Origin of the sequence: Solirubrobacter phytolaccae (assembly GCF_027587195.1) — a bacterium.
GTDB classification, from domain to species: Bacteria; Actinomycetota; Thermoleophilia; order Solirubrobacterales; family Solirubrobacteraceae; genus Solirubrobacter; species Solirubrobacter phytolaccae.
The window spans coordinates 1-23,628 of sequence record NZ_JAPDDP010000099.1; the positions used below are offsets into that span (position 1 = coordinate 1).

At 72.9% G+C, this 23,628-nt stretch carries 24 protein-coding genes and 1 pseudogene; 11 read left to right on the forward strand and 14 right to left on the reverse strand.

Annotated features, from left to right (window positions below; genetic code table 11):
- Positions 1-1,085: pseudogene (locus tag OJ997_RS32660) on the forward strand (hypothetical protein); the annotation flags it as partial.
- Here the strand turns inward: OJ997_RS32660 and OJ997_RS32665 are convergent.
- The gene (locus OJ997_RS32665) at positions 1,082-1,537 is read right to left on the reverse strand and encodes a MaoC family dehydratase (RefSeq protein WP_270029595.1); all 456 of its coding nucleotides are present in this window, start codon (positions 1,535-1,537) and stop codon (positions 1,082-1,084) included. The pseudogene OJ997_RS32660 and the gene OJ997_RS32665 sit on opposite strands and share 4 nt — an antisense overlap.
- Positions 1,538-1,560: 23 nt before the next feature.
- Between OJ997_RS32665 and OJ997_RS32670 the strand changes: the two genes are divergently transcribed.
- On the forward strand, positions 1,561-2,415 hold the full coding sequence (locus OJ997_RS32670; RefSeq protein WP_270029596.1) for a 5'-3' exonuclease: 855 nt from the start codon (positions 1,561-1,563) through the stop codon (positions 2,413-2,415).
- Here the strand turns inward: OJ997_RS32670 and OJ997_RS32675 are convergent.
- From OJ997_RS32675 to mce, 7 genes are read right to left on the reverse strand one after another with little or no spacing between them, the layout of a single operon-like run.
- Positions 2,412-2,792, reverse strand: a complete 381-nt coding sequence (locus OJ997_RS32675; RefSeq protein WP_270029597.1) for a TIGR03618 family F420-dependent PPOX class oxidoreductase — start codon at positions 2,790-2,792, stop codon at positions 2,412-2,414. The genes OJ997_RS32670 and OJ997_RS32675 overlap by 4 nt on opposite strands.
- Positions 2,793-2,796: 4 nt before the next feature.
- On the reverse strand, positions 2,797-3,153 hold the full coding sequence (locus OJ997_RS32680) for a diguanylate cyclase domain-containing protein (protein WP_270029598.1): 357 nt from the start codon (positions 3,151-3,153) through the stop codon (positions 2,797-2,799).
- A gap of 52 nt (positions 3,154-3,205) precedes the next feature.
- Entirely contained in the window at positions 3,206-3,616 is a 411-nt protein-coding gene (locus OJ997_RS32685; protein ID WP_270029599.1) for a cupin domain-containing protein, read from the reverse strand.
- Positions 3,613-4,695: a redox-regulated ATPase YchF gene (gene ychF / locus OJ997_RS32690; protein ID WP_372517962.1), complete on the reverse strand. Its 1,083-nt coding sequence runs from the start codon at positions 4,693-4,695 to the stop codon at positions 3,613-3,615. The genes OJ997_RS32685 and ychF overlap by 4 nt, the downstream gene beginning before the upstream one ends.
- Entirely contained in the window at positions 4,695-5,135 is a 441-nt protein-coding gene (locus tag OJ997_RS32695) for a phosphatase PAP2 family protein (protein WP_270029602.1), read from the reverse strand. Before OJ997_RS32695 ends, ychF begins: the two co-directional genes overlap by 1 nt.
- Before the next feature lie 55 nt (positions 5,136-5,190).
- The gene (locus OJ997_RS32700) at positions 5,191-5,412 is read right to left on the reverse strand and encodes a hypothetical protein (RefSeq protein ID WP_270029603.1); all 222 of its coding nucleotides are present in this window, start codon (positions 5,410-5,412) and stop codon (positions 5,191-5,193) included.
- The gene (gene mce, locus OJ997_RS32705; RefSeq protein ID WP_270029604.1) at positions 5,409-5,810 is read right to left on the reverse strand and encodes a methylmalonyl-CoA epimerase; all 402 of its coding nucleotides are present in this window, start codon (positions 5,808-5,810) and stop codon (positions 5,409-5,411) included. The genes OJ997_RS32700 and mce overlap by 4 nt, the downstream gene beginning before the upstream one ends.
- 25 nt (positions 5,811-5,835) lie before the next feature.
- Between mce and OJ997_RS32710 the strand changes: the two genes are divergently transcribed.
- Entirely contained in the window at positions 5,836-6,669 is an 834-nt protein-coding gene (locus OJ997_RS32710) for a diacylglycerol/lipid kinase family protein (RefSeq protein ID WP_270029605.1), read from the forward strand.
- Here OJ997_RS32710 and OJ997_RS32715 read toward each other — a convergent pair.
- From OJ997_RS32715 to OJ997_RS32730, 4 genes are read right to left on the reverse strand one after another with little or no spacing between them, the layout of a single operon-like run.
- Positions 6,666-8,162 carry an ATP-dependent metallopeptidase FtsH/Yme1/Tma family protein gene (locus OJ997_RS32715; protein WP_270029606.1) on the reverse strand — a complete coding sequence of 499 codons (1,497 nt, stop codon included), beginning with the start codon at positions 8,160-8,162 and terminating at the stop codon, positions 6,666-6,668. The two genes, OJ997_RS32710 and OJ997_RS32715, sit on opposite strands and share 4 nt — an antisense overlap.
- Before the next feature lie 53 nt (positions 8,163-8,215).
- Complete coding sequence (locus tag OJ997_RS32720; RefSeq protein WP_270029607.1) at positions 8,216-9,007, reverse strand: DUF1385 domain-containing protein; 792 nt, start codon at positions 9,005-9,007, stop codon at positions 8,216-8,218.
- Entirely contained in the window at positions 8,994-10,301 is a 1,308-nt protein-coding gene (locus OJ997_RS32725) for a M20/M25/M40 family metallo-hydrolase (protein WP_270029608.1), read from the reverse strand. Before OJ997_RS32725 ends, OJ997_RS32720 begins: the two co-directional genes overlap by 14 nt.
- Complete coding sequence (locus OJ997_RS32730; protein WP_372517961.1) at positions 10,302-11,351, reverse strand: chromate transporter; 1,050 nt, start codon at positions 11,349-11,351, stop codon at positions 10,302-10,304.
- 9 nt (positions 11,352-11,360) lie between these two features.
- Here OJ997_RS32730 and OJ997_RS32735 point away from each other — a divergent pair, with 9 nt between their 5' ends.
- From OJ997_RS32735 to OJ997_RS32750, 4 genes are all read left to right on the forward strand, one after another.
- A complete protein-coding gene (locus OJ997_RS32735; RefSeq protein WP_270029610.1) occupies positions 11,361-12,674 on the forward strand; it encodes a replication-associated recombination protein A in 1,314 nt (437 codons plus the stop codon).
- Positions 12,655-13,956 (forward strand): aldehyde dehydrogenase family protein, encoded by a 1,302-nt coding sequence (locus tag OJ997_RS32740; protein ID WP_270029611.1) that lies wholly within the window; start codon positions 12,655-12,657, stop codon positions 13,954-13,956. The genes OJ997_RS32735 and OJ997_RS32740 overlap by 20 nt, the downstream gene beginning before the upstream one ends.
- Positions 13,957-14,202: 246 nt before the next feature.
- Positions 14,203-15,369, forward strand: coding sequence for an NAD(P)/FAD-dependent oxidoreductase (locus OJ997_RS32745; RefSeq protein WP_270029612.1), 1,167 nt, complete (start codon positions 14,203-14,205; stop codon positions 15,367-15,369).
- Positions 15,366-15,605, forward strand: coding sequence for a (2Fe-2S)-binding protein (locus OJ997_RS32750; protein ID WP_270029613.1), 240 nt, complete (start codon positions 15,366-15,368; stop codon positions 15,603-15,605). Before OJ997_RS32745 ends, OJ997_RS32750 begins: the two co-directional genes overlap by 4 nt.
- Before the next feature lie 2 nt (positions 15,606-15,607).
- Here the strand turns inward: OJ997_RS32750 and OJ997_RS32755 are convergent, their stop codons facing one another.
- Entirely contained in the window at positions 15,608-17,386 is a 1,779-nt protein-coding gene (locus OJ997_RS32755) for an FG-GAP-like repeat-containing protein (protein WP_270029614.1), read from the reverse strand.
- Entirely contained in the window at positions 17,359-17,991 is a 633-nt protein-coding gene (locus OJ997_RS32760) for a hypothetical protein (RefSeq protein WP_270029615.1), read from the reverse strand. Before OJ997_RS32760 ends, OJ997_RS32755 begins: the two co-directional genes overlap by 28 nt.
- Before the next feature lie 75 nt (positions 17,992-18,066).
- Between OJ997_RS32760 and OJ997_RS32765 the strand changes: the two genes are divergently transcribed.
- The 4 genes from OJ997_RS32765 to OJ997_RS32780 all read left to right on the forward strand — a co-directional run.
- Positions 18,067-18,429 (forward strand): hypothetical protein, encoded by a 363-nt coding sequence (locus tag OJ997_RS32765; RefSeq protein WP_270029616.1) that lies wholly within the window; start codon positions 18,067-18,069, stop codon positions 18,427-18,429.
- On the forward strand, positions 18,416-19,207 hold the full coding sequence (locus OJ997_RS32770; RefSeq protein ID WP_270029617.1) for an HD-GYP domain-containing protein: 792 nt from the start codon (positions 18,416-18,418) through the stop codon (positions 19,205-19,207). Before OJ997_RS32765 ends, OJ997_RS32770 begins: the two co-directional genes overlap by 14 nt.
- Positions 19,208-19,520: 313 nt before the next feature.
- On the forward strand, positions 19,521-22,151 hold the full coding sequence (locus OJ997_RS37965) for a 3-keto-alpha-glucoside-1,2-lyase-like domain-containing protein (protein ID WP_270029619.1): 2,631 nt from the start codon (positions 19,521-19,523) through the stop codon (positions 22,149-22,151).
- Between the two features lie 34 nt (positions 22,152-22,185).
- On the forward strand, positions 22,186-23,628 hold a 1,443-nt coding region (locus OJ997_RS32780; RefSeq protein WP_270029620.1), incomplete at its 3' end, for a choice-of-anchor D domain-containing protein.

A 23,628-nucleotide genomic window follows, 5' to 3' on the forward strand; every position in this document is an offset into this window, starting at 1 on the left:
CCGACTTGGGCGCGACCGGGCCGGCCGGAGCGACGGGCGCCCCGGGCGCGGCCGGCGCTGCGGGCGTGAGCGGCGCCGACGGTGCTCCAGGCGCCACCGGCCTGGCCGGCCCGAAGGGCGAGAAGGGCGACGTCGTCTACAAGCGCACGGTCATCGTCTCGCCGTGCGGCTCCCCGGAGGACTCCGGCAAGGCGCTGCTGTCGGTGCTCCGCGCGGCGACCGCGCCCGCGGCCTGCGTCCCGACCGGCACTGTCGCCGCGGCCGCGATCGACTCCCCCTACCTGATCAAGCTGGAGCCGGGCGTCTACCGGCTCCCCGCCGACGACGCGAAGCTCGTGCTGCCCGACTACGTCGACCTCGAGGGCTCGGGCGTCGGCGCGACGCGGATCCTCGGGTCCATCGACGTGCCCGGCCACAGCGAGCTGCGCGACTTCACCGTCTCCGCCTCCGGCCTCTCCGGCGGCGTGGTCTCGCTGCTCTCGGGCTCGGAGAGCGTGCTGGACACGGTCGCGATCGAGGCCAAGGTCACCGAGGCGGCGGCCGGCCTGCAGGTCGCGCTCAACCTGGATCGCGCCGCGCGCGCGGTCGTGCGCGACAGCCGCGTGACGGCGTCGTCGCAGAACACGGCGAGCATGGCGATCCAGAGCGTCGGCAGCTCGCCGGTGATCACCGGCACCGACGTCTCGGCCGTGATCACCACCGACAGCGGGCAGCCGCGGGCGCTGCGCGTGGCCGCCGGCTCCGCCCTCGTCCAGGACAGCCGCTTGACCGTGGGCGGGCTCGCCAACGGGATCGGCGTGCTGGCCAACGACAGCGGGGACGGCAGCCCGACCGAGGTCGTGCTGCGCGACACGACGGTGGACGTGCGCGGCGCCGCGCTCAGCGCGACCGGCGGCGCCACCACCGCGAACGTCTACTCCAGCACCCTGATCGGCACGCCGGTGTCGCTGTCCGCCACCGCGGCCACGATCAACGTCCTCGCCAGCGTGCTCAGCAACCACAAGGTCATCGGGGCCGGAAGCGTGATGCGCTGCGTCGCGTCCGTCCGGCCCGACTTCACCACCGCCGTCTCGGCGAGCTGCTAGCCGGTGTAGACGCGCACGACGGTCTCGGCGACGCACACGGGCTTCTCGCCGCCCTCGCGTTCGAAGGTCACTTCGAAGACGCACTGGGCCCCGCCGGGGACGTCGGTGATCTCCTTGAGCTTCGGGCTCGCCCGGACCTTGCTCGGGACCGGGACGGGCGCCGGGAAGCGCACCTTGTTGAGGCCGTAGTTGAGCGCGAAGGCGAAGCCCTCGAGCGCGAAGACCTGGTTGTTGAGCGCCGGGCCGAGGGACAGCGTGAGGTAGCCGTGCGCGATCGTGCCGCCGAACGGCGTGTCCTTGGCGCGGTCGACGTCGACGTGGATCCACTGGTGGTCGCCGGTCACGTCGGCGAACGTGTCCACGTCCTTCTGGGTCACCTCGTGCCAGTCGGAGGTGCCGAGCACCTCGCCCTCCGCGGCCTTGAGCTCGTCGAGTCCGGTGATCGTCCGCATGGCCGGGCACCATACTTCCCGCCGTGTCCGCCCCGCTCCTGTTGTGCGATACGCCCGGTCTCCTGTACCGCGGCTTCTTCGGCCTGCCCGACTCGATCAAGGGGGCGGAAGACCGTCCCGTCAACGCGCTGCTGGGGTCGGTGAACATGACCCTGTGGTGCATCGAGAAGTACCAGCCGCGCGCGGTGGTGATGTGCTTCGGCCAGGAGTCGGCGACGTACCGCGTCGAGGCGTACCCGGACTACCACGCGGCCCGGCCCGAGATGCCGGAAGACCTTCGCTGGCAGTGGGAGCGCGCGCCGGCGCTCTACGAGGCGCTGGGCTGGACGGTGCTCGGGCACGACGACCTGGAGGCCGACGACCTGATGGGCTCGTTCGCCGCCCTGGAGGCCGAGTCCGGTGGCAAGGCGATGATCCTCACGGCCGACCGCGACATGTTCCAGTGCGCGACCGACGACGTGACGATCCTGCTCCAGAAGGCGCGCCAGCAGGGCCCGGACGAGGTCGGGCCCGAGCAGGTCAAGGAGATCTACGGGATCGAGCCGTCGCAGGTGCCGGACTTCATCGCGCTGCGTGGGGATCCGTCGGACGGGCTCCCGGGCGCGAAGGGCATCGGCGCGAAGACCGCCGCCGACATCCTCCAGCGCAAGGGCGACCTCGAGCACGCGATCCTCGGCGCCATCCGCGAGAAGCCCTCGGTCCGCAAGTCGCTGATCGAGCAGGCCGCGGAGCTGCGCATGTTCCGGGACATCGCGACGCTGCGCGCCGTCGCCCTCGAGCGGCCCGAGGACCGCTCGACGGACAACGAGGGCGGCGCCGCGGCCGCCGAAGAGCTGGGCTTGAACCGGCTGGCGAAGCGCCTGCGCGGCGAGTCCTAGTACGCCTCGAAGCGGACGCGTTCGGGCTCGATCAGGTACACGACCATCTCCTGGTCGCGCGGGTACGGCGTGCCCTGGTAGTCCTGCGACATCCGGTCGACGATCGCCCACGCCGGGTCGCCCTCGAGGCGCTGGACGACCCGGCCCCGGATGGTCGCGCTCGTCAGCGGGCGGTCGTGCTGGTGGACTGAGATCGCGACGCGGTCGTCGCGGTCCATGTTGCGCGCCTTGAGCGCCTTGGGCCAGGTGAAGATCGAGATCAGCTCGCCCTCGACGCCGATCCAGAGCGCGATCGAGTGCGGGGCGCCGTCTTTGAGCAGCGTGGCGAGATGCGCGATGTTCGGTGCGCCCAGCAGCGCGCGTACGTCGTCGTCCATCGCCCTATGATCGCGGTTCGGCGCGCGCGAGCAGGTCGTATGCGGTGTCGCCGACCCAGTGCGCGGCACCGAGCTTGAGGTCCAGGTCGACGGCCTCGCGCAGGCGTTGCGCGGCGCGCTCGGCGCCGGGGCGGTTCGTCGCGGGCAGCAGCGCGAGCAGCTCATCGGCCTCCCAGCGGACGATCACGTCCGCGTCACGCAGGCACGCCGACAGCAGCGGCGCGACCGCGTCGGCCGAGCCGAGCGGGACGCTGATCCGCACCAGCGCGAAGTCGCGGCCGTAGCGCACGCCCTCGGCGATCAGCCGGTCCAGCATCAGGCGCCCCACGTCGGGGCCGGGCAGCACGAAGCGCCGGTTCACGTCGCGACACTAACGCGCCGCCGCGCCGCGCGCGCGAAATTGTTCGACGCAATCAGGCGGTGGGCCAGAACTGCTCGTGGAACGCGGACCCGGCGACCGGGTCGGCCATCTTCACGGAGACCATCGCGAACGCGGCCTGGGCGCCGGATTCGTTGCGCGCGGAGCGGACCGTGCCCGCGGGCAGGAAGATCGCGTCGCGCGGACCGAGCGTGACCACGTCTTCGCCGGCCTTGATCGTGACCTCGCCGTCGATGACGAAGTAGATCTCCTCGATCTCCGTGTGGGAATGGCCGAGGGACTCGTCGTAGCCGGGCGGGACGTTGGTCGTGCCGGGCTCGAGGACGCGCACGTTGAACGCGATCTGCTCGGCGCCCAGCGGGCGGCCGTAGCCGAGGAACGCGCCGGGCGCGTCCCCCGTGAAGTCGGGCGCCTCGTCGGCCCGCATGACCTTGTAGTCGCTCATCCGGTGTGCTTGATCGTGATCACGTCGCCGTCCTTCATCAGGTAGTCGCGACCTTCGATGCGCAACGTACCCTTGTCGCGCGCGGCCGAATACCCGCCGGCGTCGACGAGCGCGTCCCAGCCGATGACCTCGGCGCGGACGAAGCCCTTCTGGATGTCGCCGTGGATCTGGCCCGCCGCGTGCCAGACCGTCAAGCCCTCGCGCAGGTGCCAGGTCTGGGCGGGCTTGTCCTCGCCGGCGGTGAAGAACGCCAGCAGCCGCAGCAGGCCGAACGCGCCGTTGACGACGCGGTGCAGGCCCGACTCGCCGATGCCGAGCTCCTCGCGCATGGCGTCGGCTTCCTCGTCGTCGCCCATGTCGGCCAGGTCGGCCTCGATGCGGGAGGAGATCGCGACCGCGCCGGCGCCCGTGGCGGTCGCGTGGTCGGCGACGACGCTCGGCACCGCGTCCTCGCCCTCGTTGACGTTGGCCACGAACAGGACCGGCTTGGCGGTCAGGGCCGAGAGGTTGCGACCCGCGTCGGGTGCGGCGTCCGGCACCGGGACGGTGCGCACGGGCTTGCCGGCCTGCAGCGCCTCGATCACCTGGCGCAGCCACTGCTCCTCGGCGATCGCGACCTTGTCGCCCGAGCGCGCGTCGCGCACCACGCGCGAGTGCCGGCGCTCGGCCGAGTCGAGGTCCGCGTACAGCAGCTCGGTCTCGATCGTCGCGATGTCCGAGGCCGGGTCGACCTTGCCTTCCGGGTGGATGACGTTCTCGTCCGTGTGGCAGCGCACGACGTGCAGGATCGCGTCGCACTCGCGGATGTTGGCCAGGAACTTGTTGCCGAGGCCCTCACCCTTGGACGCGCCCGCGACGAGGCCCGCGATGTCGTGGAACTCGATCGTGTCCCAGACGATGTTGGAGGCCTTGACGGTCGCCGCCACCTGCTCCATCCGCGGGTCCTTGACCGGGACGGTCGCGACGTTGGGCTCGATCGTGGTGAAGGGGTAGTTCGCCGCTTCCGCGCCCGCCTGGGAGAGCGCGTTGAACAGCGAGGACTTGCCCGCGTTGGGCATGCCCACGAGACCGACCTTCATCATCGCCCGAGGCCTCCGATGAACGTGCCGAGCGCCGCGCCCGCGGCGATGTCGGACGGGTAGTGGACGCCGAGGTAGAGCCGGCTGAAGGCCATCGCGGCCGCCGCGACCTGCAGCGGCGCGCCCGGGATCAGCGACCCGTACGCGCGGGCGGCGGCGAAGGACGACGTCGAGTGCGACGACGGGAAGGAGAGACCGGTGGGTGTGGCCATCAGGTGGGGCAAATCCTCGACGGCGGGCCGTTTGCGGCCGATCGCCATCTTGATCGATGTGGACGTGAGATAGGCGGCGCCGACCGTGGCGGTCGAGCGCAGCCAGTGGCGCCGGCGGCGCCGGTCGAGCAGCGCGCCGCCCGCGCCGACGGCGATCCAGACGGCGCCGTGCTCGCCGAGCTTCGAGTACCGCCGCACCATCGCGACGGCGTCCGGTCCATGCGCCATCGACCGCGCGCGCCGATACAGCGCGAGGTCGACCGCGTTGAACCGGACCCGAAGCCTAAAAACCGATGCGGTGCTCGTCTGACTCAACGCGGAGGTAGACGACCTGGCCGACATCGACCAGGACAGCGCCATCAGAGGCTTCGACCTCGACCCAGCGCTCTTTGCCCTCTTTGAGGGTCGTGCGCAGGCTGGTCAGGACTTCCTCGGGCAGGCGCAGGGACAGCACCTGGCCGCCCTGGAACCCGAGCGCGGTGCGACGTACGGCGTTGGAACTCAATGTGCCTCCACTAGCTCGGTCAGGACGCCGCCGGCGGTCTTGGGGTGCAGGAATGCGACCTGCGTGCCCCGGATGCCCGTCCGTGGCGTCTCGTCGATCAGCCGCAGCCCCGCCTTGCGCGCGGCGTCCAGCGCAGCGCGCACATCCGCGACCTGGTAGGCCACGTGATGCAGGCCGGGGCCCCGCGCGGCGAGGAACTTCCCCACCGGCGAGTCTTCCGCGAGGGGCTTGAGCAGCTCCACGTGGCTCTCGCCGACGTCCAGCAGCACGGCCTCGACGCCCTGCTCCGCGATGGTCTCGCGGTGCACGAGCGGCATGCCGTACGCCTCTGTATGGAGCTGGATCGCGGACTCGAGGTCAGCGACCGCCACCCCGATGTGGTCGATGCGGCCGAACACGGCAGCGAGTGTACCCTCGTCCTTAGTGCGGATCGCCCTGGTGGCCAATCCGGCCTCAGGGGGAGGCACCGATCTCGCGCCGCTGCTCGCTGCGCTGGACGGGGCCGAGCGCTTCGGGCCGGACGCGCGGGATGACGTCAAGGCCTACGGCCCTGAGCGGATCGTCGTCGCGGGCGGGGACGGGACGATCGGGTCGATCGCCGCGCTCGCGGGGCAGCTCGGCGTGCCGCTCGCGGTGCTCCCGACCGGCACCGCCAACGACTTCGCGCGCGCGAACGGGATCCCGCTGGACCTGGACGCGGCGCTGCGGATCGCGCGCGAGGGCACGGAGCTGCGGCCGCTGGAGCTGGGGCGGCTCTCGAGTGGGCGGCCGTTCGTCAACGTGGCGTCCGCCGGGCTCTCGAGCGTGGCCGGCCGCCGGGCGCAGCCGCTGAAGTCCCGTTACGGACCGCTCGCCTACGGGATGGGCGCCGTCCGCGCCGCCGCGTCCGGGAAGCCGCTGGACGTGCGCGTGGTCGTGGACCAGACCGAGCGCTTCTGCGGCGGCGCCTGGCAGATCATGGTCGCCTGCACGGGCGCGTTCGGCGGCGGCAGCGGGATCGGCGCGGCCGACGCCACCGACGGCGACCTCGACGTCGTGATCGTCCCCGCGGGCACGCGGCTCGGGCTCGCCCATCGCGCGTGGGGCCTGCGCACGAAGACGATCGAGCGCCAGCGGCGCGTCTCGCACTTCGAGGGCAAGGTCGTCGAGGTCACCCTCCCGCCCGGCTCCGAGCTCAACTGCGACGGCGAGTTCGTCGACGGCGGCCTCGACTACGTGACCGCCACCGCGAACGCGTTCTCGCTCGTCGTCGCCTAGAAGCTGGTCGTCGGCTTCGCGGCCGCGACGCGCAGGCCGCCGTGGCCCGTGCGCAGCGGGATCGCCACGCCGTCCATGACCCGCTCGATGTCCGCGCGCTCGAGCACCTCGTGGCGCAGGAGCTGCTGCGCGAGCTGGTCGAGCTGGGCGCGGTGGTCGGACAGCAGCTTCTCCGCGCGGCGCATGGCCTCGTCGGCGAGGTGCTGCTGCTCGGCGTCGCGCAGCTCACGCGTGCGGTCGGAGACGGCGCCGCCCTCCTCGACGAGCTGGAGCGCGCTGACCGACGTGCCCATCGCCCACTCGTGGATCATCGACCGTGAGATCCGCGCGACCTGCTTGAGGTCGTCGGACGCGCCGGTGGTGACGCTGCCGAAGATCATCTCCTCCGCGGCGCGACCGCCGAGCAGGACCGTCATCCGGTCCAGCAGCTCCGCGCGCGTCTTGAGGTAGCGATCCTCCTCCGGGAAGTGCAGCACGTAGCCCAGCGCGTTGCCGCGCGGGACGATCGAGACCTTGTGCGTCTTGTCGACGCCGGGCAGCAGCTCGGCGCAGAGCGCGTGACCGGCCTCGTGGAAGGCGATCACCCGGCGCTCGTGGTCGGTCAGGCGACGGCGCGACTGCATGCCGGCCACGACCCGCTCGAGCGCGCTGTCGAAGTCCTCCTGGATGAGCACGTCGCGCTTCTCGCGGCCGGCGCGGATGGCGGCCTCGTTGGCGAGGTTGGCCAGATCGGCGCCCGTGAGGCCGGCCGTCTGGCGCGCGATCGTCGCGAAGTCGACCTCGCCCACCGGCTTGTTGCGCGTGTGGACGCCGAGGATCGCCTCGCGGCCCGCGACGTCGGGCGCGGAGACGAGGATCTGCCGGTCGAAGCGCCCCGGGCGAAGCAGCGCGGGATCCAGCTTCTCGAGCAGGTTCGACGCGGCGATCACGATCACGTCGCCGTTGCCGCCGAAGCCGTCCATCTCGACCAGCAGCTGGTTGAGCGTCTGCTCGCGCTCGGAGTTGTTGTCGGAGCCGCGCACGGCGCCGACGGCGTCGATCTCGTCGATGAAGACGATCGCGGGGGCGTGCTGGCGGGCCTCGTTGAAAAGGCGGCGGATGCGCTTGGCGCCGAGGCCGGCGTACATCTCGACGAAGCTCGACGCCGACTGGGCGAAGAACTGCGCGCCGGACTCGTTCGCGACGGCCTTCGCGAGCAGCGTCTTGCCGGTGCCGGGCGGCCCGTGGAGCAGGATGCCCTTCGGCACCTGCGCGCCGAGCTTGCGGAAGCGCTTGGGGTCCTTGAGGAAGTCGACGACCTCCTGCAGCTCAGCCTTGGCCTCGTCGGCGCCCGCGACCTCTTTCCAGTTGACCGCGCCCTTCGAGTCCGGCTTGATCTCGATCGGCTTGGTCTTCGGCAGCATCTTCATCATCCGCCAGAGGAAGAAGACGATCAGCGCGGCGAAGATCACCGGGAACCACGTCAGGATGATGTTTTCGATCGAGTCCCACATGCGTGCAACCGAGTGTGGCTCGAATCCGACTAAAGGACCAGGGGGTCTGGACCCTAGTTCGAGTCCTCCGCCCTCAGAATTTCGTCCAGGGCGGCGCGGCCGACCTCCAACTGGCGCTCGTCGGGCTCACGCGTGCCGAACGCCCGCTGCAGCTCGTAGCCGGGCTTCTTGAGCGCTTTCGACACGGGCGAGTCGATGTTGCGCTCGCTCCACGCGAAGACCTCGACGGCCGCGGCGGTGGCGGCGAGCGACACCACGCCGCCGGCGAGCGGGGTGGGCTTCTCCATCGCCTTCTTGAGCAGCAGCGTGCCGACCACGTTGGCGGCGATCATCGGCGCCATCAGGTGCGAGCCGCAGCGCTCGTGCTCCTTGGTGGCGTCGCGAGCGTCCGCGTCGTCGTCCTCATAGGCGGCGATCGCCTTGTGCTCGACGCCGTGGTAGGCCGCCAGCTCGCCCCCGCGCAGGGCGAAGATCGCCGGCGCGAGACCGACGAGCGCGCTCGCCAGCTCGCCCTTCGTGCCGCCCAGCCGGCGCTTGATCTGCGTGCCGGTGAGCGAGGCCGCCGCGGCAACGCCGATCACGGCCGGGTTCTCGAACGCGAGCTTGGCCTCCGGCAGGCCCTTCTTGACCAGCGGGATGACCGCGAAGGACTCGGCGAGCCGCACCAGCCCGCGCACGCCCGGGATGCCGTCGGCCTCGGTGAAGCGCGGCTTGTGGCCGGACGCGACCTTGATCGAGCCGTCGTCGGCGCGGATCGCGACCGCCCACTTCGAGGGGCCGTGGACGAGGAGCCCGTTGCGCAGGGCCATCCCGCCCAGGCGCAGCTTGTCTTCAGGAACCGGCAAGGAGCCTCCCGGGGAGGTCGTGGAAGAAGGCGGCGGCGAAGCCGAGGTCGCGGACGTCGATCCGCTCGTCGTGCGAGTGCATCAGCGGCCAGGTCTCGTAGACCGTCTGGTGGCGCTGGGGGAAGAAGCCGTAGGCGACGCAGTCCGGGAACGCGGCCCGGAACCAGCGGCAGTCGGTGAAGGCGGGCAGGACGGTCGGGACGGCCTCCGCGCCCGGGTCGACCTCGCCGACCCAGGTGCTGATCGCGTCCATCAGCTTGGACTCGACCGGCGAGTGGTTGCCGACGATCGCCTCGGTGAACTCCAGCTCGTAGCCGTCGTCGCCCAGCAGGTCACGGATGCGCCGGAGCGCGACGTCCTCGCCGAGGCCGGGCGGGACACGGCAGTCCACGCGGACCTGCGCGCGGGCGGGGATGACGTTGATCTTCTCGCCGGCGCTGACGATCGTCGGCGCGAACGTGACGCTCAGCATCGCCTCGAGCAACGGCGCGAGCTGTGGCGCGACGGCGTACACGCGGTGCACGGCTCCGCGCGGATCGTCGGGCGACTCGCCGAGCGCGGCCAGCAGGGCGTGCGTGGGCGCGGTGAGGTCGAAGCCTGGGTCGCCCGTGCCGAGCTCGGTGATCAACGGCGCGAGCTCCAGCAGCGCGTTGCGCGCCAGGCCGGGCACGGAGGCGTGCGCGGCGGTGCCGCTCGTGCGCACGTTGAAGCGGAACGTGCCCTTCTCGGCGACGCAGACGCCGTACAGGCGGCGGTCGCCGAACGGCATCACCGCGCCCGCGCCCTCGTTGAGCAGGAAGTCGACCTTGCTCAGGTCCGGGCGCTGCTCGGTGATCCACTTGGCGCCGAGCTCGCCGCCGGTCTCCTCGTCGGGGACGGCGATGACCTTCAGCGTGCCGCCGAACTTCGCGCCCGCGCGGGCGAGACGGGCGGCGGCGACGGCCTCGGCGGCCGTCTGGTTCTTCATGTCGATCGTGCCGCGGCCGTACAGGTAGCCGTCGCGGATCTCGGCGCCCCACGGGTCCGCCGTCCAGTCCTGCGCGTCGGCGAGCACCGTGTCGACGTGGCTCAGATAGCCGAGCGACGGCCCTTCGCCGCCCTTCAGCGTCGCCACCAGGCACGGACGTTCCGGCTCCGCGCCGGCGATCTCGACGGTCAGCCCCGCGTCCTCCAGGTAGCCGGCGAGCCACTCGATGCACTCGCGCTCACCGCCCGGCGGGTTGACGGTCTTGAAGCGGATCAGGCTGGACAGGACCTCAGCGGTCTCGTCCTGCAACTCCTCGGCGAGCCCCATTCAAAAGAGCGTAGTGGCGACACCCGCCAACGCGCCCGCGACCAGCACGGCGAGTGGCGGGACGCGCGCGAGCAGCGCCACGGCCGCGGCGGCGAGGACGACCCACTGCCAGGTGGTGTCGATCGCGGTCAACAGCGGGACCGCCGCGCCGAGGATCGCGCCCGCGGCGGCGGGGCCGGCGCCGTCGAGGAACGCGCGGGCGTTCGGGCTCGTGCGCAGGCGGTCGAAGTGGCGGGCGCCGAGCAGGATGAACGCGAAGGACGGCGCGAAGGCGATGGCGGTGGCGACGAGCGCGGGGACGAGGCCGCCGGCGCCGTACCCGACCAGCGCGACCGTGTGCGTGACCGGGCCGGGCGTGATCTGCCCGTAGGCGACGGCGTTGGCGAAGGCCTGCTCGCTCAGCCAGCCGTGCGCCTCGACGGCGTCGCCGTACATCAGCGGGATGATCACGTAGCCGCCGCCGTAGGAGAGCGCGCCGACCTTGACGGAGAGCCAGATCAGCGCGGGCCAGGCGAAGCTCATGAGCTTGTGGCGGCCAAGCTCGGCAAGGCCGGCGGCCAGCAGGATCACGACGACGTACGGGCCGGTGAGGGCGGCGCCGAGCGCTCCCGCGATCACGTAGACGAGACCGCGGCGCGGGTCGATGAGCTTGAGGCCGGCCTGGGCGACAACCGCCACGACCGCCGCCGCGGCGCCCATACCGAACGCGTCGACGGCTTCCGGAGGTTGCTCCGCGAGCGCGACCGCCGCGATCACGAGGCAGACGATGAGGCCGGGCAGGATGAACGCCAGGCCGCCGACGATCGCGCCCCAGCGTCCGGCGACGCGCTGGGCGCAGTAGATCGACATCTGCGTGGACGCCGGGCCGGGCAGCAGGTTGCAGGCCGCGAAGGCGTCCTCGAACTCGCGCGCGTCGATCCACGCGCGCCGGTCGACGGTGAGCGCGCGCAGCAGCGCGACGTGCGCGGGCGGCCCGCCGAAGCCGAGCGCGCCGATCCGCCCCCACTCGCGGGCCACCGTGCTCAGGGGAACGGGGGCCACGAGGCCCATACTTATCGCATGGGAAGCCTCTTCGACCTGCCCGAGGAGCAGCCGGTAACACCTGCGCAACCCGCGGCTGCGGACCAACCGCTGGCCGCACGCATGCGGCCGCGGACGCTCGAGCAGTTCGTGGGGCAGACGCACTTGCTGGGCAACTCGAGCGCGCTGCGCACGGCGATCCAGTCGGGCGAGCCGCATTCGATGATCCTCTACGGGCCGCCGGGCACCGGGAAGACGACGCTGGCGCGGATGCTCGCCGAGTACGCGGACGCGGCGTTCGAGGAGCTGTCGGCGGTCGAGGCCGGGCGGGCGCAGGTGCGCGAGGTGATGGAGCGCGCCCGCGAGCGGAGACGGTCGGGGCGCCACACGATCTTCTTCCTCGACGAGATCCACCGCTTCAACAAGGCCCAGCAGGACGCGCTGCTGCCGGCGGTGGAAGAGGGCCTGGTAGTGCTGGTCGGCGCGACGACCGAGAACCCGTACTTCGAGGTCAACTCCGCCCTCATCTCGCGCGCGCAGGTGTATGAGCTTCAGGAGCTGACGGCCGAGGACATCGCAGGGCTGCTGCGGCGGGCGCTGGAGGAAGTGGGCTCGTCGGTCTCGGACGAGGTGATCGAGTTCATCTCTTCGCGGTCGGCGGGCGACGCACGGTCGTCGCTGAACGCGCTGGAGCTGGCGCTGGACACCGCGACGCGGACCGGGCAGCCCGTGACGCTGGCCGACGCCGAGGACGCGATGCAGCGCAAGGCCCTGCGCTACGACAAGGCCGGCGACCAGCACTACGACTACATCTCGGCGTTCATCAAGTCCGTGCGCGGGTCCGATCCCGACGCGGCCCTGTACTACCTGGCGGCGATGGTCGAGGGCGGCGAGGACCCGCGCTACCTCGCGCGGCGGATCATCGTCCTGGCGTCCGAGGACGTCGGCAACGCGGACCCGCAGGCGCTGGTGGTGGCGGTCGCCGCGTCCCAGGCGGTCGAGCACGTCGGGCTGCCGGAGTGCACCTACGCGCTCTCGCAGGCGACGATCTACCTCGCCATGGCACCCAAGTCCAACGTCGCCGGGACCGCGTTCGGCGCCGCCCGGCGCGAGATCCAGGACCACGGGGCGAAGATCCCGCCGAGCCCGCTGCGCACCGCCGCCTACGCGGCCGCCAAGAAGCTCGGCCGCGGCGTCGGCTACGACTACCCGCACGACCATCCGGGCCACATCAACGATCAGGAGCACCTGCCCGAGGGGCGTGAGCACCTGCGCTTCTTCGACCCGGGCGACGCCGAGCCCGAGCTCGCCGAGCGGCTGAAGCGGATCCGGGATGCCCGCGGCCGCGACTGAGCTCGACGCGGCGCTCGCCGCCGCGCACCAGGCGCATCCGCTGTGGGCGGTGCTCCCCGTGGCCGCGCGGGCGCGCTACATCCGGCGCGCGTCGGTCGCGCTGCTCGACGAGCTGGACGAGCTCGCGCTGCGGCTGGCGGAAGAGACCGGCTGGCCGCGCTCGCAGCTGCTGGTGTCGGAGCTGCTGCCCGCCGCCCGGGCGCTGCGGGCGCTCGCCGACGACGGGCCGGCCGCGCTGGCCGACACGCGGTTGACGCCGCGGATCACGCTGCTCGCCGGCCGCTCGACGCGCGTCGTGCAGGCGCCGGTCGGGCTCGTGGGCGTGCGCGGGCCGTCCGCGTCGCCGTTCGCGGAGCCCGCGCTGGAGGCCGCCGCCGCGCTGCTGGCCGGCAACGCGGTGATCCTCGCGGCAGTGGTGCCGCGCCTGCGGGCGATCTTCCTGCGCGCGGGCATCCCGGGCGAGCTGCTGACGGTCGCATCCGAGGACACCGACCTCGACGCGATCTGCCGCCGCGTGGTCGACCTGCCGCGGCCGGGCCGGCGCGGGATGCTGCTGGTGCTCGCGGGCGCGCCGCGCGAGCGCGTGGTCGAGGCCGCCGTGTGGGCGGGCTTCGGCCGCCACCCCGCCGCCGCGGGCCGGCTCGTGATGGTCCGCGACGCGGTCCCGGGCCTGGTGACCGCGCTGGAGGAGGCCGCGAGCGCGCTGCGCGTGGGCGACCCGCGCGACGCCGCGACCGACATCGCGTGGGCGATCGGGACGAGCGGCGAGGGCGACGGCGCATCGCCCGGCCCCGCCACCGGCACGCCCGGCGCCGCCGCGGACTCGTCCCGCCCGCGCGTGCTCGTCGTGGACGCCGACGATCCGCGGTTCCTCTCGCCGCCCGACGAGCCGACGCTCGTGGTCGTCGAGGCCGCCGACAGCGAGGCCGCGATCGAGCTGGCCGCGCGAGAGGCGCGCGACGCGCCCGTGTCGATCTGGGCGCGTGACCTGGCCAAGGGCGAGCGGGTCTCGCGGCGGCTGCCGTCACCGGTGACGTGGGTCGGGCAGCACGGGATCGCGACGACCGCCGTGCCGACGCGGATCGCGCGCCACGCGGTGCCGCGGCAGTTGGAGTGGCGAGCAGCCTGGGCCCCCGGTACCCCCAGGCTGCCCGCCGACCAGGACCTGCTCGCGGCGCAGCGGACTCTGACCGAAGTCCGCCATGGACGGGAGGCGCGTCGGTGGCCCGCGTTGAAGGCGTCGGCGCGCGCCCTGGCACGCGCAGCACGAAGGGAGCGGTAGGGCCGGTACCCCTCCGCACCGGCCCCCCGCTACATCACACACCCCTCACGGACCCTAGGTCCCTTAAGGCGCATTCTTCTCCTGCGTCGCGGCCGGGCACAACGACGATCTGTCGAACTCGTTCGGGCGGCGTTCAGTCGAATGTCTAAAACGTCGACTCCGTTTCGACATTCCTCGCAGTCACCGGGTGCATTCTTGGACGTTGTGAGGGTGGCCCCCGGGCCGCCTTCCCCCTAGGCTCGGCTCATGTCCAGCAGCCCCGACGTCGTCGTGGTGGGCGCGGGGGTCGTCGGCGCGTCGTGCGCCTACCACCTGGCCGCCGCCGGCGTCCGCGTGCGCATCCTGGATCGCTCCTACGTCGCCTCCGGCAGCTCCGGCGCCTGCGAGGGCAACGTCCTCGCGTGGGACAAGGAGCTCGAGCGCGAGCTGCCGCTGGCGCTGCGCTCCGCCGACCTGTGGCAGTCGCTCGCCCGCGAGCTGCCCGACGACTTCGAGTACGACCGCAAGGGCAGCGTCGTCGTCGCCGAGACCGAGGCCGAGATGATCGCCTCGGCCGAGCGCGCGCAGGTGCTCGCCGGCCTCGGCGTGCACGGCGAGGTGCTGGACGCCGCTGCCCTGCGCCGCGAGGAGCCGCACGCCGCGCACGACCTGCCGGGCGGCGTCCTCTACCCGGGCGACGCGCAGCTCGAGCCGCGCCTAGCCACCGCCGCGCTAGTGAAGGCCGCGGTCGCGCTCGGCGCCGAGCTCACGCTGGACACCGAGATCCGCCGGATCGTCCGCGAGCCGTCCGGCCGTGCCGTCGGCGTCGAGACCTCGTCGGGCCTGATCACCGCGGGCGCCGTGGTCGTCGCCGCCGGCGTCTGGACGCGCCAGCTGCTGCAGGACTGCGGGCTGCACGTCCCGGTCGAGCCGCGCAAGGGCCAGATCGTCGTGCTCGAGCGCTCCCCGGTCGTGTTCCGTCGCAAGCTCAGCGAGGCCGGCTACGTGGCCGCGGTGGAAGGTGGGAACGACGCCGCGCTGGCGATCGCCATGGTCGTCGAGTCCACGGGCTCCGGCACCGCGCTGCTCGGCTCCTCCCGCCAGCAGGTCGGCTTCGACCGCGAGGTCGACATCGCCGTCGCCGGCGCGATCGCCGCCCGCGCCGCCCGCTTCTTCCCGATCCTCCGCGACGCCCGCGCGCTGCGCGTCTACGCCGGCCTCCGCCCGCTGACCCCGGACCACATCCCGATCATCGGCCCGTTCGCCGAGGCGCCGAACCTGTGCATCGCGACCGGCCACGAGGGCGCCGGCATCGGCCTCGCGCCCGCCACGGGCGAGCTCGTCGCCGACTGGTACACGGGCTCCGGCACACAGGTCCCGCTCTCCTGGTACTCGCCGGACCGCTTCGCCCCCGTGGAGCTGGCGGCGACGTGATCGAGCTCACGGTCGACGGCACGCCGCTCCAAGCGCCGGCGGGTCAGTCCCTGGCCGCGGTGCTGATCACCGCGGGCCAGACCGTGCTGCGCAGCTCGCCCTCGGGCACGCCCCGCGGGCTCTTCTGCGGCATCGGCGTCTGCCAGGAGTGCCGCGTCGTCGTCGACGGCGTCGTTACCCGCGCGTGCGTCACCCCGGCCGTGGCCGGGATGACGGTCACGACCGGCCGGACCTAGGCCTAGGCGCAGGTCTTGTAGTTGCGGACCTCGCGCGCCTTGCCGCGCTCGAGGGTCACGCGCACGGTGCCGCGCGGGAGGCCGGCCATGTCGACCTTGACCTTCGCGCCGGCGCGGGCGACACGGCGGATGACCCGCTTGCCCATCGTGATCGTCGCCTTGCCGCCGCGCAGGCGCTGCGGGGTGGTGATGGTGACCGTGCGGCGGCTGACGCACGTCTCCTCGGCGACCGGCGGCGCCGCGGGCTTCGCGTCGTCGGTCGCGGGCGGCTGCGGCGTCGGGGTGGGCGGCGGCGGATCGCCGACGAGCTTGCCGTCACCGGTCAGCGTGCGGGTGAAGGTCGCGGCGTCGGTCGGGAGCGTGAGGGTCGCGGTGGCGGCGCCGTAGGTCGCCGGCTTGAACGCGACGGTGACCGTGCAGGTGGCGCCGCTCGCGACGCGCTTGCCCGAGCAGGTGTCGCCGGTGACGCTGAAGCCCGTGCCGGTGAGCGAGCGCGTGCCGACCGCCAGCGCGGCGGTCCCGGTCGAGCTCACCGTGAAGGTCTGGGTGGTGGACTGGCCGACGGTCACGTCGCCGAAGGCGGTCGCGGCGGTCATCGCGCCCGCCGGCACCGCGCCGTTGCGCAGCACCGTGACCTGGTTGCCGCCGTAGCTGGTCACGGCGAGGTCGGGGCGATGGTCGCCGTCCACGTCCGTCGTGATGAGCTGGAACGGCGACGCCGCCGTCGCCCACTCCGTGGCCGGGCCGAACGTGCCCGTGCCGTCGCCCGGCAGGACCACGACCTTGCCGCCCCCGAGGCCCTGCGTGACGGCGACGTCCGGGTGGCCGTCGTTGTCGAAGTCGGCGGCGACGATCGAGCTGGGGGTCTGCCGCGGCACGCTGCCGGCGAGCGTCAGGTTGCCGGCGCCGTCGTTGCGCAGCGTGGCGATCGTCCCGCTCATGCCGCCACCGGAGGTGATGATGTCGAGGTCTCCGTCACCGTCGTAGTCCGTCGGCGCGAGCCCGTTGTAGGCGTTGCCGACCGAGACCGCCGAGCCGACCGTGAACGCGCCCGTGCCGTCGCCCGTGAGGAGCTTCACCGTGCTCTGCTGGGTGAGGATCGCGGCGATGTCGGTCTTGCCGTCGCCGTTGAAGTCGCCCGTGGCGAGATCGCGCGACGCGACCGCGTACGGGCTGCCGGGCGTGACCGTGAACGCGCCGGTGCCGTCGCCGAGGAAGACGCTGAGCGTGTCGTCGGCGGCGTTGGAGATCGCGAGGTCCGGGTGCGTGTCGGCGTTCAGGTCGGCGATCGTCGCGTCCGACGTGCCCATGCCCGCCGTCAGCGTCGCCGCGGGCGTGAACCCGGACGGGCCGGAGAGGAAGATCTCGACCTGGTCGGTGTCCGTGACCGCGCCGGTCATGTAGTCGGGCACGACGAGGTCCGCCCGGCCGTCGTGGTTGAGGTCGCCCACGGCGACCGACGGCGCGGACCCGCCCAGCGTCAGCGGGCTCGAGGCGGCCTGCGTGAACACGCCCGCACCGCTGCCGAGGTAGACGCTCGCCTTGTTCTCGGTCGAGTTGGCGGTGACGAGGTCGATGCTGCCGTCGCCGTCGACGTCACCGGCGGCGATCCCCATCGGCTTGGTGATGGAGATCGACGAGGTCGTGAAGGGAACGGCGGCAGAGGCGGGGGAGGCAGTCAGGGCCGCCAGCACGGCGGTCGCGGCGAAGGTCAGGCGAGCGGTCACCCACAGGACGATCGGCGGGGCGCGGCTCAGCTTGAGGCCGCGATCACGCGCCACCACTCGCGGACGGGTGCGCGCTCGACGACGGCGGCCACCCCGGCACCGGCGAGCAGTCCGGCCGCCACGGCGACCTCGTGGAACCCGGAGTAGCCCGGCGCGAACCAGACGGCGATCACGACGAACGGCAGGGTCACGCACAGCAGGAAGGACACCGGCCACCTCGGCTCCGGTCGGAGCAGCCGGTCACCCGCCAGCACCAGCGGCGCGCTGAACACCACCGCGCCCATCATCGCGGGCCCGCCCTCCGCCTGGTGGGCGAGCAGCCCGAGCAGGCCGAGGACCCCCGCCGCGAGCCCCAGGCCGCGAACGCTTGCGAAGCGACGCCAGCGCACCGCCACCGCCAGCAGCGCGGTGATCACCGCGAGCCAGGCAAGCCACTCGCCCGTGCTCGGCGCCACGACCCGGACGGTCTCCGACGCCTGCACGCACCTCGTTCCGTACGGGACGAGGTCGATGACCCAGTCGACGCCGGGCCCCGTCTCGGTGAGGAACTCGATGCACGGCTCGTTCTCCCCGTAGGGGATCGCCGCGATGCCGCTGCCGATCACGAAGACGCTCGCGGCGAACAGCACAATGCACGAAGCGACGCGGAGTGCTCGCACAACCCGCACCGTACCGGGTCCGCGGATATGCACGTCGCAGGTATCACCGGTGCCCGCTGACGGATCTGTAAGTGGATGACCTGGTGGGAATACGCGATGTGGGGTGGGTTCGGAGGCTTGGCCGTCGAGTTCCTGGAGTTCCGTGGTTCGATCCGGCGCACCGGCGACTGGCCCTGGCGCCGGTCGGGTGAGCTGCGGTCGGGCGTGCTCGCGTGCTCCGTCGCCATCCGCGTCGGCGCCGGCATCGGTCTCGCGGTCGCCGCCGGCGACGGCGGCCACATCTCCGGCGTGTTCGGCGCGCTGGCGATCGGCGTCGCCGCGCCCTACCTGCTCGAGCAGCTGGCGCGGCAGGTGCCCGTCCGCAGCCGTGCGCTCTCGCCGGGCCCGTCCTCGCCCACGACCATGGCCCAGGAGGCGCGCGTCCATGTCAACGACTAAGACGACCGTGGACGACGTCGTGCGCGCCGTCGCCCGCGACACCCCCGCGTTCACCCCGACCGCTCCCGCGCCCGGCAACAGCTTCACGAGCGAGCTGCTCGGCGCGCTCCGGCGTGACCAGCCCGCGCCGCCACCGCAACCCAAGCCCGCCTGGGAGCCGCTGCCGACGCTCGACGCGATCGCCGGCGTGCTGCTGACGATGCTCACGCACCGCGTTCCCGCCGCACGCCGCCACGCGGCCGCGGTCGCCCACTACGCCGGCGAGCTCGGCCGCGCGGCGGGCTTCACCGGAGCGCAGCGCACCGTGGTCCGCACCGCCGGCCTCCTGCACGACCTCGGCACCCTCGCGTTCCGCGACCACCTGTTGCTGGACCGCTGCGAGCTGCAGCCGGGCGAGCGCGCCCAGGTCGAGCGCCATCCCGTCGACGGCGTCCGGCTGATGATGCGGCTGCCGGGCATGCGTGAGGTCGCCGAGGCGGTGCTCTCCCACCACGAGCGCTACGACGGCACCGGCTACCCGAACGGGCTCGCGGGCGAGTGGATCCCGCTCAGCGCGCGGATCCTCGCCGTCGCGGAGGTCTACGACACGCTCACCGCGCCCGACCGCTACCGCGCCCCGCTGCCCCCGGACCTCGCCCAGCAGGAGCTCGGCCTGATCGCCGGCTCGCAGCTGGACCCCGAGCTCGTCGAGCTGTTCGTCAGCCACGTGCTGCCGCTCGGCCACGAGGCGCACGGGGCGCGCATCGCGGTGCTCGAGGCCGAGCTGGCCGCGAGCTGAACGCTCGACAAGTGCCGGTGGCGGCGGCCTGAGCTTTCCTCCATCTGCCGGTTCCCCGCGCCGCGGCCCCAGGCGTAGCGTCACGCCAACGGCGAACCGAGGGGGACGGGATGCGGTACGGACTTGTGGCGATGCTGGTCGTGGCGATGGCGCTGGTCGCCGTGCCGGCTGGAGCGGGCGCGGCCGCCGACCCGCCCGCGGCGTGCAAGATCGAGCGGCCCGCCGGGCTCTGGCCGCCGTACTTCTACGAGGACTACTGGAACACGTACACGCACGGCGGGTTCAACTCGGACTGGGCGGCGCACCCGCGGCGGTGGGCACCGTCAAGGCGGTCGTGCTGTTCGTGGACTTCGAGGACGCGAAGGCCGAGAACGTCACCCAGCGCGCGCCGATCGACTACCGCAACCCGCAGCCGTACTGGGACTTCCTGAAGGCGTCGGTCCCGTGGTTCAGCACCGCCTCGTACGGGCGCTTCAACCTCGAGGTGACGCCGATCTACAAGTGGTACCGGATGCCCAAGCCGTCCACGCAGTGGCGGATGGACTACCGCTCCAACGACCCGGCCCGCCGGCTGTCCCATGACGGCCAGGGTGAGTTCACGGCCGCCGCGGTGAACGCGGCCGACGCCGACGTCGACTTCAGCGACTACGACCTGATCTACACCGTCCCCGCGCGCAACCAGACGGCGATCGCGAGCTCGCCCGAACTCAACCACTACGCGGGCCACATCACGGCCGACGGCAACGACCTCGGCAACGGCGACAACTTCGGCTCGGACATGTGGAGCTGGGGCTACAAGCTCCTCAACCACGAGACGGGCCACGCGATGAGCCTCGTCGAGGGCTACAACGCGGGCACGGGCGGCACGTTCCGCTTCATGGGCCAGTGGGACCTGATGGGGAACATCTCCGGCAACGCGCCGGACTACATCGCCTGGAACAAGTGGAAGCTCGGCTGGCTCAACGACGACGAGGTCGACTGCGTCGCGAGCGACGGCGTCACCGAGCACACGCTCACCGCCAACGCCCTCCCGCCGGACGGCGCGTCGAAGAAGCTCGTCGCGATCCGGACCGGCCAGAACACCACGCTGGTGGCGGAGCTGCGCGCCCCGCTCGGGGTGGACTCGGTCGCGGGCGGGAACACCGCGCGCTACTGCGAGTCGGGCGGCGTCCTGCTCTACACCGTCGACACGACGCTCCGCAACGGGCTCGGCGTCTACAAGGTGCTCGACGCGATGCCCGGCTCGACGGGCTGGGGCTGCAGCGACGAGACGTCGATCTCCACGATGGGTCGTGGCCAGACGCGCGGGCCGTCGCACTTCGAGGTGCCGGAGCTCGGCGTGACCTTCGACGTCACCTCGCTGTCCGCCGACGGCACGCGCGCCTCGCTCAAGGTCACCCGTGAGGACACCAGGATCGCCGCGCCGGAGACCGGCGTCGCGCCCTTCACCACCACGCTGACCGGCACGCGCCGCAACGCGTCGGCCGGAGCGAGCTACGCGTGGGACTTCGGCGACGGCACGACCGGCGCGGGGGCGAGCGTCGAGCACACCTTCGCCTCGCCCGGAACGTACGCCGTCAAGCTCACCGTCGACGGCACGACCGCGACCCGGACGATCAAGGTCCTCGCCGCGGGAACGCCGCAGCTGAGCGGCCCCACCACCCAGGAGGCGCGGGCGAGCGCCACCTTCACCACCGACCGCGAGGCGACGATCGAGGTCCGCCGCGGCAGCACCGTGATCGAGCGCGCGACCGGCACGAGCCTCACCTACAGCGCGCCGATCGCCACCACCGACGAGGTCCGCGCCTGCGCGAGCGGCTGCACGACCGCGACCGTCGCCTGGACGCCGAACCGCGGCTGGCAGGACCTGTGGGACGCGACCACGCTCGCCGGCTGGACGTACTCCGGCGCGGGCGCGATCACCCGCACCGCGATGACCACGCTCGGCACGAGCGGCGGCGCGACCGCCACCAACGCCGGCGCGCTGACGAGCACCCGGGCCTTCAAGGACTTCCACCTGCAGCTCAAGTACCGCGCGTCCGCGACCGCCAACAACGGCGGCGTGATCGTCCGCGGCGGCGACCAGGTGGCGATCCTCGACAACGGGACGGCCGCCACCCGGTCGGGCGCCATCGTCGGCCTCGCCCCCAGCACCTCCGCGCAGGCCAAGCCCGTCCGCGAGTGGAACACGCTCGACGTGATCGCCTACGGCAACCGGATCAGCTCACGCCTGAACGGGGTCGAGGTCGCGACCCACACCGGCCCGCGGCCCGACGCCGGCCCGATCGCGCTCGAGAACGCCGGCAACAACCTCATGTACGCGGACCTCCGGATCAAGGAGCTCAGCGCCGACACGACCGCGCCGACGATCACGATCACCGGCTTCCCCGAGGTCATCCGCGCCGGCACGCCGGTCACGCCCGACTACCGCTGCGAGGACGAGCAGGACCTCGTGGAGTGCACGGCGACGCCGGTCGAGACCACCGCGCCGGGCCGGTACACGTTCCGCGTCACGGCCAAGGACGCGGCCGGCAACGAGACGGTCGCCACCCGCGCCTACAGCGTCGTCGCGTTCACCGACACGCCGGGCAGCGCGGGCGGCACCGTGCCCGCGACGCTTTCGCTCACCCTGGACGCGCCCGCGACGTTCGGCACGTTCGTCCCGGGCGTGGCGAGGGAGTACACGGCGTCCACGAAGGCCACGGTGATCTCCACCGCGGGCGATGCGGCGCTGACGACCAGCGAGCCGGGCCACCTCGCGAACGGCGCGTTCTCGCTGCCGCAGCCGCTGCGGGTGGAGATCACGCCGAACGCGTGGAGCGGGCCGGTCTCCAACGGCACCGCGACGATCGCGTTCAAGCAGGCGATCGGGCTCACCGACGCGCTGCGCACCGGGAGCTACACGAAGACGTTGACGTTCACGCTCAGCACGACGAACCCGTAAAGAAGCATCGAGTGCCGTCGATTAGTGGGAGGAATTGACCGCACGCGCCCTCCTGTCGGCCCTCCTCACCCTGCTCGCCGCGCCGGCCCTCGCCGGCGCGGCGACGCTCGGCCCCACCAACCTGAACCAGACGCCGCAGGGGTACGGCGGCGTGTTCGCCTCCTGGAACAAGGACGGCGACGACCAGCTCGCCCCGACGCGGGGCGTGGTCCACCACTGGAGCGCCGCGTTCGAATGCCCGAGCTCCGGGACGTGCGCGGCGCAGGTCCTCGTGCTTCGCCAGCGGTCGCCGTTGAGCGCCGACGTGATCGCGGAGCCGCTCGTGCAGACGATCCCCGGCGACGGCGTCCACGGCTTCGACACCGACCTGCGCGTCCGGGCCGGCGACCGGCTCGCGATCCAGCCGGTCGGCTCCACCGGCGTCAACAACGTCGACACGTGGAACATGAACACGTACCAGTACTCGGGCTCACGCTCTGGCGCGGTGCTGTCCTACCAGTCCTGGCTGCCGAGCCGCTCGGTGCTCTTCAACGTCGACTTCTCCCCGACGGTGGCGTCGGAGACGAGCGTGAGCGCGGCCCAGCCGGTCGCCGGTGGGGTCGTGGAGTACGACGTGACCGTCGGCCCCGTGGGCGGCGGCGCGTCGACGGCGGGCGGGACCGTGGCGCTGAGCGCCGGCGGCGCGGCGGTGAGCGGCTGCCAGGCCGTGCCGGTCGTCGACGGCGAGGCGAGCTGCTCCGCGCTCCCGTCCGCGGGCGGGTCGCTGGCGATCGCCGCGAGCTACGCGGGGGACCTCGGCTACGACCCGTCGAGCGGTTCCACGTCGGTCACCGCGATCGTCTCCACCAGCACGTCGGTGGGCGCCGTGGCCCCGCCGCGCGTCGGCGCGCCCGTGCGCTACAGCGCAGTCGTGCAGCCCGCACCGGCGAGCGGCACCGTGGCCTTCAGCGTCGACGGCGTCGCCGTCGCGAGCTGCGCGACCCAGCCGGTCGACCCCGTCACCGGCGCCGCGACCTGCGACACCACCGCACCCGCGACCCGCGGCGACCATCGCGTCAGCGCGAGCTTCGGCGGCGCCACGCACCATTTGCCCTCGACGTCGGCGGACCGCGCGTTCGCGTCGGCGCTGCCGGGGCTGGCCGTGCCCGCGCGGGTGGACTTCGGGACCCTCGAGGTCGGCGCGACCGCCACGCGGACGCTCACGCTCGTCAACGACGGCGCCGACACGCTCGCGGTGGCCGCGACCACTTCGAGCGGCGCGGGGTTCAGCGCGACGCCGTGCACCGGTGCGCTGAGCATCGGCGCGGGCTGCACGATCACGCTGACCTTCACGGCCTCGAGCCCCGGCGCCCACACCGGCGCGATCGAGGTCACGAGCGACGCGCCCGGTGGCGTCCGGCGCGTCGAGCTCGCCGCGCACGCCGTCGCGCCCCCCGCGCCGCCGGCCCCGCCGGCACCCCCGGCGCCCACGCCGACC

Coding starts and splice junctions, on each gene's coding strand:
- OJ997_RS32730 (WP_372517961.1), bottom strand. CDS start 11,351: ATGGGCCTCGTGGCCCCCGTTCCCCTGAGCACGGTGGCCCGCGAGTGG.
- OJ997_RS32725 (WP_270029608.1), bottom strand. CDS start 10,301: ATGGGGCTCGCCGAGGAGTTGCAGGACGAGACCGCTGAGGTCCTGTCC.
- OJ997_RS32685 (WP_270029599.1), bottom strand. CDS start 3,616: ATGAGCGACTACAAGGTCATGCGGGCCGACGAGGCGCCCGACTTCACG.
- OJ997_RS32715 (WP_270029606.1), bottom strand. CDS start 8,162: ATGTGGGACTCGATCGAAAACATCATCCTGACGTGGTTCCCGGTGATC.
- OJ997_RS32675 (WP_270029597.1), bottom strand. CDS start 2,792: ATGGACGACGACGTACGCGCGCTGCTGGGCGCACCGAACATCGCGCAT.
- OJ997_RS32740 (WP_270029611.1), top strand. CDS start 12,655: ATGCCCGCGGCCGCGACTGAGCTCGACGCGGCGCTCGCCGCCGCGCAC.
- OJ997_RS32695 (WP_270029602.1), bottom strand. CDS start 5,135: ATGGCGCATGGACCGGACGCCGTCGCGATGGTGCGGCGGTACTCGAAG.
- OJ997_RS32735 (WP_270029610.1), top strand. CDS start 11,361: ATGGGAAGCCTCTTCGACCTGCCCGAGGAGCAGCCGGTAACACCTGCG.
- OJ997_RS32665 (WP_270029595.1), bottom strand. CDS start 1,537: ATGCGGACGATCACCGGACTCGACGAGCTCAAGGCCGCGGAGGGCGAG.
- OJ997_RS32770 (WP_270029617.1), top strand. CDS start 18,416: ATGTCAACGACTAAGACGACCGTGGACGACGTCGTGCGCGCCGTCGCC.
- OJ997_RS32765 (WP_270029616.1), top strand. CDS start 18,067: ATGACCTGGTGGGAATACGCGATGTGGGGTGGGTTCGGAGGCTTGGCC.
- OJ997_RS32745 (WP_270029612.1), top strand. CDS start 14,203: ATGTCCAGCAGCCCCGACGTCGTCGTGGTGGGCGCGGGGGTCGTCGGC.
- ychF (WP_372517962.1), bottom strand. CDS start 4,695: ATGAAGGTCGGTCTCGTGGGCATGCCCAACGCGGGCAAGTCCTCGCTG.